At 69.4% G+C, this 15,976-nt stretch carries 16 protein-coding genes and 1 pseudogene; 11 read left to right on the forward strand and 6 right to left on the reverse strand.

Annotated elements, in window-relative coordinates:
* Nucleotides 1–86: 86 nt before the first annotated feature.
* The 4 genes from F4556_RS18165 to F4556_RS18180 form a co-directional block, all read right to left on the reverse strand.
* Nucleotides 87–293 carry a hypothetical protein gene (locus F4556_RS18165; RefSeq protein WP_184917042.1) on the reverse strand — a complete coding sequence of 69 codons (207 nt, stop codon included), beginning with the start codon at nt 291–293 and terminating at the stop codon, nt 87–89.
* Between the two features lie 38 nt (nt 294–331).
* Nucleotides 332–517: a hypothetical protein gene (locus tag F4556_RS18170; RefSeq protein WP_184917046.1), complete on the reverse strand. Its 186-nt coding sequence runs from the start codon at nt 515–517 to the stop codon at nt 332–334.
* Nucleotides 518–612: 95 nt separating this feature from the next.
* On the reverse strand, nt 613–1,518 hold the full coding sequence (locus tag F4556_RS18175; protein WP_184917049.1) for a DUF2637 domain-containing protein: 906 nt from the start codon (nt 1,516–1,518) through the stop codon (nt 613–615).
* Nucleotides 1,519–1,603: 85 nt separating this feature from the next.
* Nucleotides 1,604–1,897: a hypothetical protein gene (locus F4556_RS18180; RefSeq protein WP_184917052.1), complete on the reverse strand. Its 294-nt coding sequence runs from the start codon at nt 1,895–1,897 to the stop codon at nt 1,604–1,606.
* 440 nt (nt 1,898–2,337) lie between these two features.
* Between F4556_RS18180 and F4556_RS18185 the strand changes: the two genes are divergently transcribed.
* The 9 genes and pseudogenes from F4556_RS18185 to F4556_RS38275 all read left to right on the forward strand — a co-directional run.
* A complete protein-coding gene (locus tag F4556_RS18185; protein ID WP_184917055.1) occupies nt 2,338–3,186 on the forward strand; it encodes a GntR family transcriptional regulator in 849 nt (282 codons plus the stop codon).
* A 47-nt stretch (nt 3,187–3,233) separates the two neighbouring features.
* Nucleotides 3,234–3,869 (forward strand): HAD family hydrolase, encoded by a 636-nt coding sequence (locus tag F4556_RS18190; RefSeq protein ID WP_313068353.1) that lies wholly within the window; start codon nt 3,234–3,236, stop codon nt 3,867–3,869.
* Nucleotides 3,870–4,657: 788 nt separating this feature from the next.
* Nucleotides 4,658–5,302 carry a hypothetical protein gene (locus F4556_RS18195; RefSeq protein WP_184917061.1) on the forward strand — a complete coding sequence of 215 codons (645 nt, stop codon included), beginning with the start codon at nt 4,658–4,660 and terminating at the stop codon, nt 5,300–5,302.
* Between the two features lie 499 nt (nt 5,303–5,801).
* On the forward strand, nt 5,802–6,230 hold the full coding sequence (locus F4556_RS18200) for a transketolase-like TK C-terminal-containing protein (RefSeq protein ID WP_184917064.1): 429 nt from the start codon (nt 5,802–5,804) through the stop codon (nt 6,228–6,230).
* Nucleotides 6,231–6,613: 383 nt separating this feature from the next.
* Nucleotides 6,614–7,837: a 3-deoxy-7-phosphoheptulonate synthase gene (locus F4556_RS18205; protein WP_184917067.1), complete on the forward strand. Its 1,224-nt coding sequence runs from the start codon at nt 6,614–6,616 to the stop codon at nt 7,835–7,837.
* Nucleotides 7,838–7,919: 82 nt separating this feature from the next.
* A complete protein-coding gene (locus tag F4556_RS18210; protein ID WP_184917070.1) occupies nt 7,920–8,693 on the forward strand; it encodes a 2,3-dihydro-2,3-dihydroxybenzoate dehydrogenase in 774 nt (257 codons plus the stop codon).
* 117 nt (nt 8,694–8,810) lie between these two features.
* Nucleotides 8,811–9,446 carry an isochorismatase family protein gene (locus tag F4556_RS18215; protein ID WP_184917073.1) on the forward strand — a complete coding sequence of 212 codons (636 nt, stop codon included), beginning with the start codon at nt 8,811–8,813 and terminating at the stop codon, nt 9,444–9,446.
* Nucleotides 9,447–9,514: 68 nt separating this feature from the next.
* On the forward strand, nt 9,515–11,467 hold the full coding sequence (locus F4556_RS18220; protein WP_184917076.1) for an anthranilate synthase family protein: 1,953 nt from the start codon (nt 9,515–9,517) through the stop codon (nt 11,465–11,467).
* A gap of 26 nt (nt 11,468–11,493) precedes the next feature.
* Nucleotides 11,494–11,964: pseudogene (locus tag F4556_RS38275) on the forward strand (shikimate kinase); the annotation flags it as partial.
* Nucleotides 11,965–12,054: 90 nt separating this feature from the next.
* On the opposite strand, the gene F4556_RS38280 reads toward F4556_RS38275, so the two are convergent.
* Nucleotides 12,055–12,717, reverse strand: coding sequence for a ScbR family autoregulator-binding transcription factor (locus F4556_RS38280; RefSeq protein WP_246511041.1), 663 nt, complete (start codon nt 12,715–12,717; stop codon nt 12,055–12,057).
* Nucleotides 12,718–13,209: 492 nt separating this feature from the next.
* Between F4556_RS38280 and F4556_RS18230 the strand changes: the two genes are divergently transcribed.
* Nucleotides 13,210–14,139: a ScbA/BarX family gamma-butyrolactone biosynthesis protein gene (locus F4556_RS18230; RefSeq protein WP_281403770.1), complete on the forward strand. Its 930-nt coding sequence runs from the start codon at nt 13,210–13,212 to the stop codon at nt 14,137–14,139.
* A 2-nt stretch (nt 14,140–14,141) separates the two neighbouring features.
* The gene (locus F4556_RS18235) at nt 14,142–15,125 is read left to right on the forward strand and encodes an NAD-dependent epimerase/dehydratase family protein (RefSeq protein WP_184917084.1); all 984 of its coding nucleotides are present in this window, start codon (nt 14,142–14,144) and stop codon (nt 15,123–15,125) included.
* Here F4556_RS18235 and F4556_RS18240 read toward each other — a convergent pair.
* Nucleotides 15,062–15,925 (reverse strand): ScbR family autoregulator-binding transcription factor, encoded by an 864-nt coding sequence (locus F4556_RS18240; protein ID WP_184917088.1) that lies wholly within the window; start codon nt 15,923–15,925, stop codon nt 15,062–15,064. The genes F4556_RS18235 and F4556_RS18240 overlap by 64 nt on opposite strands.
* Between the last annotated feature and the right edge of the window lie 51 nt (nt 15,926–15,976).

The following is a 15,976-nucleotide window of genomic DNA, read 5'->3' on the forward strand; positions in this document are numbered from 1 at the left end:
TGTTCCTTCCTCACAGAATCTGGTGGGTGCAAGGGGCCCGGGACGGCCGTCGTGCCGGCAAGCTGAGCGGCCGTCCCGGGGCGTTGTCAGAGCAGGCCGTCGTCCTCGTCCCGGCAGTCCTGGCGGAACTGGGCGTCCTGGGCAGCCTCGTTGGCACTCTGCTGATTGGCGGCCCGGCGCACGGCCCGGGGGCTGTTGCCGGTGATGCCGCCGGACAGGCCAGCGGCGAACGCCGCGCCGTCGGATCCGGCGTTGCTGGAGCTGGAGTTGCTGGAGCGGGTGAACAGGCCCATGGCGGGCCCCCTTTCGGGTCGGTGTGCTGTGGTGGGGGTCAGTGCTTGCAGTTGGAGCGGGTGCAGGTGCACGGCTGGTCGATGAGGGAGCGCAGGCCGCCGAGCGCCGCGTTGGACAGGGCGTCGGCGATCTTGCCGCCGGTCTTCCCGCCGACCTTGGTGCCGGTCTCGTACGCCTTGGCGGCGGTGCTGTCGATGGCCTTGGCGATCTTCTTGCCGAACATGGGGCACTTCCTGTCTGAGTCCATGCGAAGTGGAGCGGGGAGGGGTGGCGCTGTTCCTCGGGAGGCTGGTCAGGAGGCGGGCGGGATCAGGGTGGTCACGACGCCAGTTCCTCAACCGCCGACGTCTCGGCGTCCGGCACGGCGTGCAGGATGGTCGGCACCAACTCCGCTGCACTGGCAGCTCGTTCAGTCCTGAGGGTGTCCCGCAGGACGCGGGCCCGGGCGGTCGACGTGCGGACGGCCGCCCGGATGGCGTCGGCGGTGAGCTTGTCGTCCGACCAGTCGGCCGTCGCGGTGCGGGCCTCGGTGAGCAACTGGTCGGGGGTGCGGGTCGGCCGACCGGTCCGGGCGGACGGTGGCACCTTGGCGGCCGACTTGCGGGCCCGCCCGGTCGGGGCCGCAGCCGACTTGGCCACCTTCACCGGCACGACCGGAACGGAGGTAGGGGGAGCGATCGGCGCCTCGGTCGGGGCCGACGGGGCGGGCGACTCGTACACCGACTGCTCGACCTCGACCGGTGCGGGTTCGCGCAGGTCAGACCCCGACCGATTTGCAGTGGTCTGGTCTGTTTCTGCTAGTTCAGGGCGATGATGCAGGACCTTGGCGACCAGGTCCGAACCGAAGTAGATCGACCCGACCGGAAGGCTGCTGGCCAGCAGGACCAGGGCCCAGTGTGCGGGCGCCCAGTCGGCCAACCGCATCCGACCGGCGCCGTGCAGATCGGGCACCAAGCCGTGCACATAGTTGAGGACCAGACTGGCGGTCGTGTAGCCGACCAGAACCCGCAGGGCGAACCTGCGATCGGTCCCGGTCAGGACCAGGACGGCGACCAGGGCCAGGGCCATCAGGCCGTCGACCACCAGCGGGTAGACGTTGGCGGCGGTCGGGTCGGCCCCGATCGCCTCGACCACGTCCTTGAGCGCGCTCCAGGAGACCCGGAATGCCATGACCACCACGGCCAGCAGGCCGGTGACCATCGCCGCTTTCGCCTTGCGGGTCACTGGCCCTTTCCCTCACTCGGCGCGCCGGTGGGCTGCGGAGCGGGGGCCGGTTCGTGGCCGTACCCGCCGTTCACGGTGTGGTCGCTCATGCCGCCACTCCCGACCAGACCGGCCGGCGCCCCGCCACCCGACGAACCAGCGGCACCGGAGCCGAGCGCATCAGCTCGGCCGCCACCGCGGCCGACTCCGGGTCGTCCGCCATCAGCTCGGCCAGCACCTCGCGGGCCACGGCGGTACGTGCCGCCCACTCGGCGGCCGACTCACCCGGCACACCGCCGAACAACGAGCCGAACGGGTCCACGTCGGCGTCCACGCCGAACGCCAGCTCGGCGAACTCCCGGGCCGAAACGGCCCAGTGCCCTGCAACAATCAGCTTCACGGGTCTACCTCTCAAAGGGGGTGTGGGCCCCAGAGACCGCCGCGCTACCGGCCAAGGAAGGCGCGGCGGTCTCGTCTGTCTGGGCCAACTACTCGTCGGTGACGAGCAGTCATGGGCCCGACCCGCACCCGCCGAAGCGAGGGCGGATCGGGGACCAAAAGTGCTCGTACAGTGCGTCTTTGCGGGGGCAAGCCCCGTTTTAGGCAGACGCGGACCTCTCGGTCACTGCCCTCCGGCTGACAAGGCGCCGGGTACCTCAACCCCATCTGTCCGGGGCTCCTGGTCGTGCGTTTGTGCAGTTCAGAGCAGCCCGAAGAAGGCCCCTCTTGTCTCGCCCCTGTCTCGCTCGGTGCGATGTGCTCAACATAGGCAACCTGCTTAAGCAGGTCAAGAGGGATGGGTTCCTCGCCCATGTTGGGCACCTGCTCTAACATGGGTTCATGAGCCTTGACCCGGATGACTCCCGCCCGCCGTATCAGCAGGTCAGCAGCTCTTTGCGGGCCTCGATCCTCACCAAGAAGCCGGGCTTTGAGCCGGGCGACAAACTCGCGTCGGGCCCGCAGCTCGCCAAGCACTTCGGCGTGGCGCGAGGGACGGTTGACCGAGCGTTGGAGATCCTCCGAAGCGAAGGGCTGATCGTGACCCGGCAGGGAAGCGGCAGCTTCATTCGGGAGCGCACGTCACGGCCGGTCGGTCTCCGGCCGCACATCGAGGCAGCCTTCGAGCAGCAGCAGGTGACGCTCGACTTCGCGGGCTTTTCAAGTGAGACGCTGCACAACGCCCTGCAAGAACCGCTCGATAAGGTCCGCTCCGGGCGGCTCGCCCCGGAGTCCATCGCTGTGCGGCTGCTTCTGCCGGACACGTCGGAGCCGATGGCGGTGCCAGTGCTGGTGGACGGCCTTAAGGACGAGGTGGCGCTGCGGGAACGTGCTCGGAACATCGCGCTCACCAACGCGGGCGGCATCGCGCACTCAGTCGAGATGCTGGCGGAGTTGGGCCTGATCCAGTCGGCCACTGTGCAGGTCAAGGTGCACCGGGCGTCCAGCCTGTTCAAGCTCTACATCCTCAACCGTGCCGAGGCGTTCTTCGGGTTCTACCCGCTCCGCGAGCGGACGGTGGCGATCGGCGGCGGTGACCACACCTTCTACGACGTCACGGGCAAGGACACGACCCTGTTCCACCACGCCGCTGGTCCGGATGATGCATCGCTCGGATCGCAGTACGTTCAGCAGGCGCAGATGTGGTTCGACAGCGTGTGGTCCACCATCGCGTACGAGAGGCAGTCGTGATGCCGGCGGCCCCGTCGATCGCGGATCTGCTTCGGCCCGTACGGCACGTGCTGCTCGACTTCGACGGCCCACTGTGTTCCGTGTTCGCTGGCTTCCCCGCACCGGAAGTTGCCGAGCGTCTTCGCTGGGGCCTGCTCGCTCAGGGTGAGCAGGCTCCGCCTGGTGGCGAGACCGAGACCGATCCGCTCGCCCTGCTTCGTCTAGTCGCGGACGCCCGTCCAGATCTGGCTGTGGTGACGGACCAAGCTCTCACCGGGCTGGAGACGGACGCGGTCCGAGTTGGCCGGCCGAACGAGGGCGGCGAATCGCTTCTGCGCGCTTGCGCCCGGTCGGGCCGGTCCGTGTCCGTGGTCAGCAACAACGCAGGGGCGGCAATCACCGCGTATCTCGTCGAGCGGGAGCTCGACCGGTACGTCGTGGGCGTCTTCGGGCGGGTTGTCGGCGATCCGGCGTCTATGAAGCCGAGTCCGCGGCTGCTGATTGATGCGATGGACGCACGCGACAGCAAGCCGGGAGAGTGCATCTTCATCGGCGACGCGGCCAGGGATGTGGAGGCCGGATTCGCCGCAGGGATCTCCACCATCGGCTACGCCAACAAGCCGGGCAAGGAGGCTCGGTTGGCCGAGGCCGGTGCGGTGCTCGTTGTGGACTCGATGCAGACCATCGCGGACGCCCTGCTCTGAGTCGCAGGGCCATCTGGAGAGTGGCCATAGAGCATTCGTGGAACGCCAGCGCGCCATTGGCGAGAAGACGCAGGTGAGCGGCGGTATCCGCGATGTTCTTGAAGGCTGTCGTGCATGAGTTGCGTAGAAATCTTCTCTATGGGTCTATGGCGCACCCGCGCGTTCGCTACCGCTCCTGCCCTCGCTCGCTTCGGCGGCAGTTTGCCATTCCAGGTGAGGACCGGTCCGAGGATGGCTCAACCGAGCCGTGGCGGCGGGCGAGTCTGCGGCTTTATCCACCAGCCAGAACCGTCGGGGTCGAGCGGTGAGCGCTCAGCGCCGGAAGGTTTCGTTGCTGCCTTGACCTGCGGAGGCGTCAAGATGCAACCCAGTCATTAAGGGCGCATACTATTCTCGCGGCAGTTTTCAACAGGGCCATTATCCACCCCAAGGGGCGATGAAGAGATGATGGATTTTCCCCCCGCCAATGAAGTCTCCCGGGATCGAGCCATAGAGATTGTCGGTTCTTGCCGTCGGGAAGCCTTATGGATAGCAGAATCGGGAAAGCATCTCGATGCTGCCGAACTTTTGGAGGCCGCATCTGACTGGTCGTCGCATGCTTTGAAGAATGTCGGCTGGTATTTGCCTTTGGTGCTGGAATCAGTTGCACTGCGGGCTGACTTGGGGGCTACCTACTTAGCTTCGGGCGAGCCGTCCAAGGCCCTGTATGAATTTGACGCACTTCGGGAGCTTGTGCAGTTGTCTGCCGGTCACTGCCCGTGCGGAATTGAGAGCACGACTGACGGGGCATGCCCGGCGAATCCGTGCCGCTGGCCTGGCGGGTGAGTCGATTGAAGATCCTGCTGAGTACATTCCTGTCGATAGTCATATTAGGTCGCCTCGCATGGGCGGAGGAATATATTCGCAGGTACTGGATTCACATGGGGACTCTTGATAAAGCCCTGCGGAAGACTAGAGCTCAGATAAATGACTCTGATAAAACCAAGAGGACGGCAGCTCGACTGCAGCGGCAGTATGTCGAGGCTGCTCGTCGACAGTTCGAGACATCTCTATTGGGCGGGACACTTGCAATTACGGCCTGGAGTGCTCTCTATGCCGCTCATGCCGGGGATGGTTTCCAGATTTCTGGATTCAGTCTCGGATTACTGTTTATCGGAGCGTTTAGCCTTGTGGCGGGTCCTGTCATTGTGAAAGCGGAGGCCCTATTTGTTAGCTATATGATACGCGAATCTGCTGGCCATGTCGGATTTAGTGCATTGTTCTTTTCTCTGTGTTCGATCGCATGGGACATTTCGGGGCGAGCTGGAGGGATTCCCATGGCGGCACTCTCCTTTCTTGTTGTAATTGGCGACCTAAAGCAAGATGTGACACTCATAGGCTTCTTGAGGCAGGGGATTCCGAAGATGCCCTCGCCTTATCTATTCACCCCCTAGGGTCGCTCAATGGCCTAATAGGAATCCGGTCCAAGCGGCGCTGCTGACCTTCCCTCAACGGGGCATCAAGCGGTCGCATCGGCGAACCGAGTGACACCCGCCGATGGGCTTCGAGCGCTTCCTCCCAGCGGTCGAGGCCGAAGCGGTGATCGTCGTGGACTCGATGCAGGTCACCGCGGACGCGCTGACCTGACCAATCGCTTGGAGGCGTGCTGTGGAACATGCGTGGAACGACAGCAGACTCTGGCTGGCAACGCGCAGGTGAGCGGCGGCATCCGCGATGTTCTTGAAAACTGTCGTGGCGTAACCCGTCACCGTGGGTTCAAATCCCACACTCTCCGCCGGAGTACGGCCCCCGACCAGCATCGCTGGCCGGGGGCCGTCGGCGTTTCCCGGGGGCAGCTGACGGAGTCGGGCCGAGCTGATTGCCCGTCAGGGGGCGGGCGCGGAGAGTCGGTTGGTACGCCGTTGTCGCCGCCCGGAGAGGACCGCCCACGTGATGGAGACTCGGGGAGAGAGCCGGGGCGGGTACGTGCTGGTCGAGGCGGGCGGCGGGGTGCCCGAAGTGATCCTGGTGGCGGCCGGGGGTGAGGTGCCGGTGGCGTTGCGGGCCCGGGAGATCCTGGAGGCCGACTCGATCGCCACCCGGGTGGTGGCGATGCCCAGTGCCGAGCGGTTCGAGCGGCAGCCGGCCGCCTACCGGGACGCCGTACTGCCCAGGGGGGTCGCGGCCCGGGTCTCGGTCGGGGCGGGCTCCGCGCTCGGCTGGCACGCGCTGGCCGGCGAGGCCGGGGTGGCGGTCGGCCTGGACCGGTCCGGGCTGTCCGCGCCGTACCGGACGCTGTACGAACAGCTCGGCTTCACGCCCGAGCGGGTCGCGGCCCAGGCCCGTCGCAGCCTGGCGAAGGCTCGCGAGCGGGCCGCCTGACCCTCGGTCAGCTCGTTCCACGAACGTTCCACGCAGCGCCGTCCGGCCGGTCCGGGCGGCGCTTCGCCATGTCCGGGGCGGGACGCGGCACTCGGTGCCACCCGGCCCGGCAACCTGACAGGAAATCAGCCGGACTGTGTCGGAATCATCGCGTCCGGGAATTCTCCGAAGAGCGGCTCCATTTCGAAAAACAACCAAACCGGATGGTATTCAATGACACAGTGTCCGGCACCTGACGGAGTTCGAAACACGCCGTTGACCTCGTAGTTTGCCCTGCTCAGACTCATGAAAGGTTGCCCTCCGCGCCGGACCAGAACGCAGCGGCGGTATTCGCAGCCGCCCTTTCCCGGCAGCCGAGGAATTAACGACCACGGAGGTTCTGAGTGAGTAGCGACGTCATCGCGGCACGATCGGCCGAGACCGGTCCGCCGCTGCCGGAGAGCGAACTCGACTACTGGAAGTCGCTCCCGGCCCAGCAGCAGCCGTCCTGGCCGGACCACCGGCGGCTGGCCGAGGTGGCCGACGAGCTGGCGGACCGGCCCGGGCTGGTCCGCTTCGCGGAGCTCATCGAGCTGCGCGCCCTGCTGGCCGAGGTGGCCGCCGGCCGGCTCCAGGTGGTCCAGGCCGGGGACTGCGCCGAGGACCCGGCCGAGTGCGAGCCGGGCTATGTGGCCCGCAAGGTCGGCCTGTTGGACGCGCTGGCCGGGGTGGTCTCGATGAACACCCTGCGCCCGGTGATCCGGATCGGCCGGCTGGCCGGGCAGTTCGGCAAGCCGCGCTCTCGCCCGACCGAGACCGTCGACGGGATCGAACTCCCGGTCTACCGGGGGCACATGGTGAACAGCCCGGAGCCCGACCCGGTGCTCCGCCGCCCGAACCCGAACCGCCTGCTGAGCGGCTACGACGCGGCGGCGACCGCGTTCGCCGCGCTGCGGGCCCGCCAGTCCGCCGGTCTGCCGCCGGTCGGCGCCCCGGTGTGGACCAGCCACGAGGCGCTGCTGCTCGACTACGAGGTGCCGTTGCTGCGCCGCACCGACCAGGGCCGGTCCTACCTGGCCTCCACCCACCTGCCCTGGATCGGCGACCGGACCCGCCAGTTGGACGGCGCCCACGTGGCGCTGCTCGCCTCGGTGGCCAACCCGGTGGCGTCCAAGGTCGGCCCGGACATGAGCGTCGAGGACCTGCTGACGCTCTGCGCGAAGCTCGACCCGAACCGCGAGCCCGGCCGCCTCACCCTGATCGCCCGGATGGGCGCGGACCGGGTCGCCGACCGGCTGCCCGCGCTGGCCGCGGCGGTCAAGGCCGCCGGTCACCCGGTGGTCTGGCTGACCGACCCGATGCACGGCAACACGGTGAACGGGCCCGGCGGCCTGAAGACCCGGCTGGTCGGGACGGTGGTGCAGGAGGTGCGCCGGTTCCAGCTGGCGCTGCTGAGCGTCGGCGCGGTGCCCGGCGGTCTGCACCTGGAGGCCACGCCGGACCACGTCACCGAATGCGCCTCGGACGAACGGCAGTTGGCGCACATCGGCGACAAGTACACCAGCTTCTGCGACCCCCGGTTGAACCCGGAGCAGGCCCTTGAGGTCGCGGCTGCGTGGCGGGGCTGAAGGGCCCCTTCGGATCAGTCATCCATCGGCCGACAGCGGTCGGTCATCCTCGGTCTTTGGGGTCGCTATGAGTGTCCATGGAATGGAAAACAGGGTCGCGCTGGTCACCGGGGCGGCCGGCGGTATCGGCGGAGCCGTGGTGCGCGCGCTCTCCGAACGTGGCGTCACGGTGGCCCTGGTCGACCGCGACGGTGACCGGCTCACGGAGCTCGCCAAGGAACTGCGCAACGCGGGCGGCCGGGCGGAGGCGTTCCCGGCCGACGTGACGGACAGCGCCGAGGTGGAGGCCGTGGTCGAGGCCGTCGAGCAGCAGCTCGGCGGTATCGACTACCTGGTCAACGGCGCCGGCGTGCTCCGGCTCGGGGCGGCCAAGGACCTGACCGACCAGGACTGGTCCGCCACCTTCGCGGTGAACACCACCGGGGTCTTCTTCATCTCCCGGGCGGTGGTCAACCGGATGGTGGCCGCCGGCCGGCGGGGTGCGATCGTCACGGTGGCGTCCAACGCGGCGGGCACCGCCCGGGTCGACATGTCGGCATACGCGGCCTCCAAGGCGGCAGCCACCATGTTCACCAAGTGCCTCGGCCTGGAGGTCTCGAAGTTCGGCATCCGCTGCAACGTGGTGGCGCCGGGTTCGACCGACACCCCGATGCTGTCCGCGCTCTGGGAGGACGACAGCGCCGCTCAGGCCTCCATCGACGGGGTGGCCTCGGCCTACCGGGTCGGCATCCCGCTCGGCCGGATCGCCCAGCCCTCGCACATCGCCGACGCGGTGCTGTTCCTGCTCTCGGACCAGGCCGCGCACATCACCATGCACGACCTCACCGTCGACGGCGGCGCGGCGCTCGGCCACTGACCCTCCGGTCCGGGCGCCCCACCGCTCGGCCGTCCCCGCGGCGGGCTGCCCCACCAGCCCGCCGAGTGACTGCCCGTCAACCAGCAACGGTGACCCGAGACTCGAGAGGGACTCCGCATGGCCATCCCGACCATCAGCCCGTACCCGATGCCCCAGCAGGGCGACCTGCCGGAGAACACCGCCCGGTGGACGGTCGATCCGCGGCGGGCGGTGCTGCTGATCCACGACATGCAGCGGTACTTCCTCAAGCCCTTCCCGGCCGGTGAGTCCCCGGTCACCGAGCTGGTCGCGAACGTGACGCTGCTCCGGCAGCGCGCCGCCGAGCTGGCGGTCCCGGTCGCCTACACCGCGCAGCCGGGCGGCATGACGCGCGAACAGCGCGGCCTGCTGGCCGACTTCTGGGGGCCGGGAATGACCCCCTCGCCCGAGGACCGGCAGGTGGTCGAGCCGATCCGGCCGGCCGAGGGCGACCTGATGCTGACCAAGTGGCGCTACAGCGCCTTCCACCGGACCGTGCTGCTGGAGTCGCTGCGCGAGCAGGGCCGGGACCAGCTGATCGTCTGCGGGGTGTACGCCCACGTCGGGGTGCTGGCCACCACGCTGGACGCCTACTCCCACGACATCCGGACCTTCCTGGTCGGTGACGCGATCGCCGACTTCACCCTGGAGCACCACCGGCAGGCGCTGACGTACGTGGCCGAACGCTGCGGGATGGCGGTCACCACCAAGGCCGTGCTCGCCGATCTCGGCTGAGCCCGGCATCGACTGAGCTGGACCTCGGCTGAGCCGGACCTCGACAACTCAATTGGTAGGAGCAGAACATGACGGAGCGTCCGGTCGGTGAGGCGCTGCTGAGCCGGATCCTGGCCGGACAGCAGCCCGAGTTCGCGCTGCTGTACCGCCCGGTGACCGGCTCGCCGGACCGGGTGGACGTGCTCGGCGGCACGGTGGCCGAGCTGTCCAGGCTGGCCGACATCCCGCTGACGGCCGACCGGGCGCCGACCGGCCGGGACGAGCACGAGGTGCTCGCAGTGGTCCCGTACCGGCAGATCGCCGAGCGCGGCTTCGCGGCCGCCGACGACGGCGCGCCGCTGCTGGCGCTCGGCGTGCGCGAGCAGGACTCCGTGCCGCTGGCCGAACTGCTCCGCCAACTGCCGGAGCTGGACATCGAGTTGACCGACGGGCGGTACGACATCGACGACCCGGCGTACGCCGACGTGGTGCGCCGCATCCTGGCCAACGAGATCGGGAACGGCGAGGGCGCCAACTTCGTGATCCGCCGCGCCTTCGTGGCGGACATCTCCGACTACACCCCGGCCGCCGCGCTGACCTTCTTCCGCCGGCTGCTGGAGCGCGAGCGCGGCGCGTACTGGACCTTCATCATCCGCACCGGTCTGCGGACCTTCGTCGGCGCCACCCCCGAGCGGCACCTCAGCCTCTCCCGCGGGGTCGCGGTGATGAACCCGATCAGCGGCACCTACCGGTACCCCGAGTCCGGCCCGACGCTGACCGGGGTGCTCTCCTTCCTGGCCGACGCCAAGGAGGCCGACGAGCTCTACATGGTGGTGGACGAAGAGCTCAAGATGCTGGCCCGGATCACCGACGCGGGCGGCCGGGTGACCGGACCGCACCTGCTGGAGATGGCCAGGCTCGCGCACACCCAGTACTTCGTCGAGGGCGAGACCTCCCGCGACCCGCGCGAGATCCTGCGCGAGACGCTGTTCGCTCCGACCGTCACCGGCAGTCCGCTGGAGAGCGCGGCCAAGGTGATCAGCCGGTACGAGCCGGGGGGCCGGGGCTACTACAGCGGCCTGGTCGCGCTGATCGGCCGGGACGCCGAGGGTGGCCGGACCATGGACTCCGCCATCCTGATCCGCACCGCCGACATCTCCCCGACCGGCCGGCTGACCATCGGGGTCGGCGCCACCCTGGTCCGGGACTCGGACCCGGAGTCCGAGGTGGCCGAGACGGCGGCCAAGGTGGCCGGCCTGCTGACCGCCCTGGGCACCAGGGGGCCGGTCCCGAAGCAGGCGGCCGCGCCGCCGGAGTTCGCCGAACACCCCTTGGTGCTCGACGCCTTGGGCCGGCGCAACGTCGGACTGGCGCCGTTCTGGCTGGCCGACACCGAGCTGCGCGGACGTCCGGTGCCCGAGCTGATCGGGCGTCGGGTGCTGGTGCTGGACGCCGAGGACACCTTCACCGCGATGTGGGACCACCAGCTGCGGGCGCTCGGACTCGCCGTCACGGTACGGCGGTTCGACCAGGAGTACTCCTTCGACGGGTACGACCTGGTGGTGCTCGGCCCCGGCCCGGGGGACCCACGGGACACGGCCCACCCCAAGATCGCCCACCTGCACCGGGCGACCCGTCAACTGCTGGCCAGTGGGCGGCCGTTCCTCTCGGTCTGCCTGAGTCATCAGGTGCTCAGCACGGTGCTCGGCTTCGACCTGGTCCGCCGGCAGCGGCCGAACCAGGGAGTGACCCGGACGATCGACCTGTTCGGCCGGGCCGAACGGGTCGGCTTCTACAACACCTTCGCCGGACGGGCGGACCACGATCTGGTCGAACTCCCGGTCGGCACCGTCGAGGTGAGCCGCGACCCGGCGACCGGGCAGATCCACGCGCTGCGCGGCCCGGGCTTCCGCTCGATGCAGTTCCACCCCGAGTCGGTGCTCAGCCGGGACGGGCTGCGCGTCATCACCGACACTCTGCTCACCCTGCTGGCGGACCGTTCACCCGCCCTGGCCGGGCGCGGCGGCTCTACCCACCACTGAAGTCCGCTACTTCACCGGGAGCTGAAATGACCAGTCCGGTCGTCGTGTTGATCGGCCCACCCGGAGCGGGCAAGAGCCACATCGGCCGGGCGCTCGCCGAATACCTCGGGGTCGGCTTCCGGGACACCGACACCGACATCGAGCGCTCGGCCGGGTGCCGCATCGCGCAGATCCTGGAGCGGGAGGGCGAGGCGCACTTCCGGGTCCGCGAGCGCAGGGCGGTGCACCGGGCCCTGGCCGGGCACTCCGGTGTGCTCGCGCTCGGCGGCGGCGCGGTGCTGGAGGAGGCCACCCAGCGACGGCTCGGTCGCCACCGGGTGGTCCATCTGGCGGTCGCACCCCAGCAGTTGGCGGCCCGGATCGGCTCGGCCGCCACCCGGCCGCTGCTCGCCGACGACCCGGAGGGCCGGCTGCGCACGCTGCTCGCGGTGCGCAACCCGATCTACCGGCGGCTGGCCACCTGGACCGTCCCGGCCGGTGGCCGGAGCCACCTGGTGGTGGCCCGGATCGCCACCCTGCTGGCCGAGTTGCCCGCTGCCCACGGGCCCGCCCCGGCCGCGGCCCGCCCGCCCGGGCCACCGGCTCGGTCAGGCGCGGCGGCGCACCGAGGCCCGGGCGATCCGCTCGGGCGTGAGGTGGGCGGTGGTCTTGGCCGAGCCGCCGAGCTCAAGACCGGGGATCAGCTCCGGCTTCACCAGCCCGGGCACCAGCAGCGCCCACCAGCCGGCCACCCGCTCCAGCAGGTCGGCCCGGCCGCTCAGCACCTGTGAGGTGAGCTGGATACCGGTGAACGACGAGGTGATCGTCGGTGCGGCGACGTTGATGTCCACGCCCGGCAGCAGGTCGTCCTGGGCGGCCAGCAGCAAGTCCCGGACCAGGTTGATGTTCACCTCCCAGGCTTCGATCTGCGGCTTGTCGAAGGCGCCGTGTTCGATGACCAGGCGTACGGTGGCCCGGATGATCGGGTCGTTCTGCAACGCGCGCGCGTACGCGACGGTCAGGTCGATCACGCTCTGGAAGCCGGGGCCCGAGAGGTCGAGCTCCTCCAGCCAGGGTGACTGCGCTTCGGTGACCGCGAGGGCCAGTTCCTCCTTCGAGGCGAAGTGGAAGTACACCGCGCCCTTGGTGAGACCCGCGGCGGTCAGGATCTCGGCCATCGTGGCCGCCGCGTATCCCCGCCTGGCGAAGACCTGAGCGGCAGCGTTCAGGATCTGCTGCCGGGTGTGCACTGCACGTGCCTGCTGAGCCATCGTTCTCCTGTTTTCTGGTGCGCACCCTCACACTACAAACCGACCGGATGGTACTCTATCGTTGCCTGGAGCGACGGCGCACCAGGGCTTGGCGCGGTGAGTGGCCGAGGAGGGCGGGACTACTTGTCTGGTCGAACCACGTGCTTCGCATGCGACTTGCTCGGGCGGCCCGTTCCAGGACCCCTGCCGGTCGACTCTGTCTGAACCTACGACTGAGTCGGTCGACGACTGACTGTCAAAGCCTATCCTGGCGCGGCAGCGCGCACGATGAATGGCTACGGAGCAGGCCTTGAAGGGCCTCGCACCCTCCGTAGGTTCCGCGACGTTCTCATGCACCGAGGTTACCCGGCGGTTCGGACAGCATCCGACCGTCGTCACGAGTCCCCCTGCCATTGGGCGGTGGACTCAATTACCCATCCCTGGGGGAGATTGCAAATGGGGTCAGTGCTGTCGGAAAACGGATGCCCGTCACAGTCGGTGGGCATGGACCAAATGGATCCGGAGCTCCACGAGCAGACCGTGCCGCGACGTCTTGTGCATCGGGCCTCGATATCCGAGGTCATGCTCACCGGATGGCGCCAGACCGGCGCCGACCGGTTTCTGCTGGGCGCCCAATGGCCGAGGTCACACAGTTTCTACCGGCCGATCGCAGGATGCTATGACCCGCTGCTGCTGGCCGAGACGATCCGGCAGTCCGCGATGCTGATCTCCCATGCCGGGTACGGAGTTCCTACGGACTACCCGTTCCTGCTCTGGAGCCTCTCGTACCGGGCCGAGCCGACCGCCATGGTGGTCGGTCAGACCCCGGCCAATCTGACGATCAGCGCGACCTGCCAGGACATCCGGTTCCGCCGGGGAATCATGGCCGGAATGCAGTACGAGACGGTGATCCACCGTGGCGCCACCCGGCTGGGGACGGGGTCCTTGCGGATGGACTGCATGGCCCCCGACACCTACGCCCGGCTCCGCGCACCGCAGTTGGCCCAGCGGATGCCCGACATGGTGCCGCCGCAGGGCGAGTACCAGGACGACAAGGCCAACTCGGTGCTGGTGCCCACCGGCGAGTGGTACACCTGGCGGCTCCAGGCCGACCGCCGGCACCCGGTGCTGTTCGACCACCCGGTCGACCACGTGCCGGGCATGGTGATCGTCGAGGCGATGCGGCAGGCCGCGAACAGCGTCGCCGGCGTGGCCGCGGTGGCCCCGTTCGAGATGGACACCAATTTCATCCGTTACGCGGAACTGCACCTGCCGGTATTCGTCCGGGCATTCCCCGGGCCGATCGGCCCGAACGGCGAGCTGAGCGTCCGGGTCACCGTCGAACAGGACGGAGTCTCGGTCGCCACCGGCCAGTTGATGACCCGCCAGATCGTCCGGGAGGAATCCCGGGAGGAATTGCTCGCGGTCCAGAAGGTCGGCTGACGGTGGGACACCCCAAAGGTGTGCTGATCACCGGCGGCACCGGATTCATCGGAAGTCGGGTGCTCGGTCTGATCGCGGCCGAGACGACACCGGACGCTCCGGTCAAAGTGCTGACGAATCGTCGCTCCCTTCCACTGGCCGAATTAGGCACCGTGCAACCGTTCCACGGCAATCTCGCCGACGCCGCCTCCCTGTACGGCGCCTGCGAAGGTGTGGACACGGTCGTTCATCTCGCGTCACAGATCGGTGGTGACCCGGATTCCCTGCGCCGGGTGAACCAGCTGGGTACCGAGGCACTGCTCGCCGAAGCCGCCAGGGCGGGGGTTCGGCGAGTGCTCTACCTCAGTACTACAGCGGTCTACCGGGACGGCGTACACCGGAACTTGACGGAGTATCAGCCGGATCTGGTGCCCGGATCGGAGACCAGCAGGACCAGGCTGGCGGCCGAACGGGCGGTGCTCGCGGCGGGCGGTGTGGTGATCAGGCCGCACCTGGTCTACGGGACGGGTGACACCTGGGTCGTCCCGGCGGTGGTGGATCTGCTGGACCGGCTGCCGCACTGGATCGACGGCGGGCGGGCCAGGATGTCGGCCATCGCGGTGGAGGACCTGGCCCGGCCGATCGCGGCGCTGGCCCGGCAGTGCTGGGAGCCCGTGCCGGGCGGGCAGGTCTACCACGCGAGTCACCCGGAGCCCGTCGTCATGCGGGAGTTGGTGACCCGGGTCTGTGAGGCCCTGGGGCGTCCGCTGCCCGAGGGCGAGCTCACCCTGGAGGAGGCCCGACGGCGGCTGGAGGGCGTCGGGTCCGTCTCCTGGGGGCGGCGGCTGTCACTGCTGGCGATCGAGCACCGGTACGAGAGCAGCCGGCTCTGGCTGCGTACCGGCTGCGACCCGGGCCCGGGCCTGGCGGCCCGGTTCCCCGGTCACGTCCCCTGGTACCGCGAACTGATGCTTCGGTCGGGCGTGTCGGCGGAAGCGGCCGGGTGACCCGGCGCGCCGGACCGGCCGGCCTCGACCCGAGGCCGGCCCTTCGGCGTGCTGGGCGTGTCGTCCGGGCCCGGCACGCCGCGGGTGGCCGGCGTGGCGGCCAGGGTGGCGACCGGGCGGTCGGGCCGGAGCTCGTCGGTCGGGTGCGGGCGGCCCGGTGCGGGCACGCCGGCCCGCTCGTGCTCGACCGGCGTGGTGCGCAGCCTGGCCAACCCCTCGGGGGTGGTCAGGGCGGGCAGCACGGCCTGCCAGAGCAGCGAGATCACCCGGGAGCTGAGCCAGTCCGGGTCACGCCTGGCGAGGGCCTCCACGCCGGCGCCGGCGGCCGCCAGCAGGGCCGCGCTCTCATCGGTGAGGATCTCGGGCCGCAGGCCCTGGCGGGCCGCGGCCCGGTCCAGCAGCCGGCGGATCATCAGCGCCCAGCCGGGGTGCGGGTTGGGCCGCAGCTTCTCGGCGAGCGCGCCGTCGTCGGTGAGCCGGAGCCCGGCCCGGAAGACCACGTCCTCGGCCAGTCTCCTGGCCAGGCCGTGGCTCAGGTCGATCAGGTACTGCAGTGGGCAGTCGCTGGAGTGCCGGGCGGAGCGGATCGCCTCGCGCAGTCCGGCTCTGGACTCGGCCATCACGGCCTCGGCCAGCTGCTCCTTGGAGCCGAAGTGGAAGTACAGCGCGCCTTTGGAGATGCCGGTGGGCCTGATGACGTCGTTGAGCCCCGTCATGGCGAAGCCCGCCTGGTCGAAGGAGGCCGAGGCGGCCTCGATGAGCAGTTGGCGGGTGCGCTGCGCCCGTTCCTGACGGGGCATCGATGATCTCCCTCGGGGAGTCGGTCGGCGGCGGGCCGGCCGAAGGCGGCC

The sequence above is a fragment of the Kitasatospora gansuensis genome (genome assembly GCF_014203705.1).
Classification (GTDB): Bacteria; Actinomycetota; Actinomycetes; order Streptomycetales; family Streptomycetaceae; genus Kitasatospora; species Kitasatospora gansuensis.

Excerpts from the sequence above, each read along its gene's own strand:
- F4556_RS18200 (WP_184917064.1), top strand. The coding sequence starts at position 5,802 with ATGGAGACTCGGGGAGAGAGCCGGGGCGGGTACGTGCTGGTCGAGGCG.
- F4556_RS18185 (WP_184917055.1), top strand. The coding sequence starts at position 2,338 with ATGAGCCTTGACCCGGATGACTCCCGCCCGCCGTATCAGCAGGTCAGC.
- F4556_RS18230 (WP_281403770.1), top strand. The coding sequence starts at position 13,210 with ATGGATCCGGAGCTCCACGAGCAGACCGTGCCGCGACGTCTTGTGCAT.
- F4556_RS18165 (WP_184917042.1), bottom strand. The coding sequence starts at position 293 with ATGGGCCTGTTCACCCGCTCCAGCAACTCCAGCTCCAGCAACGCCGGA.
- F4556_RS18215 (WP_184917073.1), top strand. The coding sequence starts at position 8,811 with ATGGCCATCCCGACCATCAGCCCGTACCCGATGCCCCAGCAGGGCGAC.
- F4556_RS18195 (WP_184917061.1), top strand. The coding sequence starts at position 4,658 with ATGCCCGGCGAATCCGTGCCGCTGGCCTGGCGGGTGAGTCGATTGAAG.
- F4556_RS18210 (WP_184917070.1), top strand. The coding sequence starts at position 7,920 with ATGGAAAACAGGGTCGCGCTGGTCACCGGGGCGGCCGGCGGTATCGGC.
- F4556_RS18220 (WP_184917076.1), top strand. The coding sequence starts at position 9,515 with ATGACGGAGCGTCCGGTCGGTGAGGCGCTGCTGAGCCGGATCCTGGCC.
- F4556_RS18240 (WP_184917088.1), bottom strand. The coding sequence starts at position 15,925 with ATGCCCCGTCAGGAACGGGCGCAGCGCACCCGCCAACTGCTCATCGAG.
- F4556_RS38280 (WP_246511041.1), bottom strand. The coding sequence starts at position 12,717 with ATGGCTCAGCAGGCACGTGCAGTGCACACCCGGCAGCAGATCCTGAAC.
- F4556_RS18170 (WP_184917046.1), bottom strand. The coding sequence starts at position 517 with ATGTTCGGCAAGAAGATCGCCAAGGCCATCGACAGCACCGCCGCCAAG.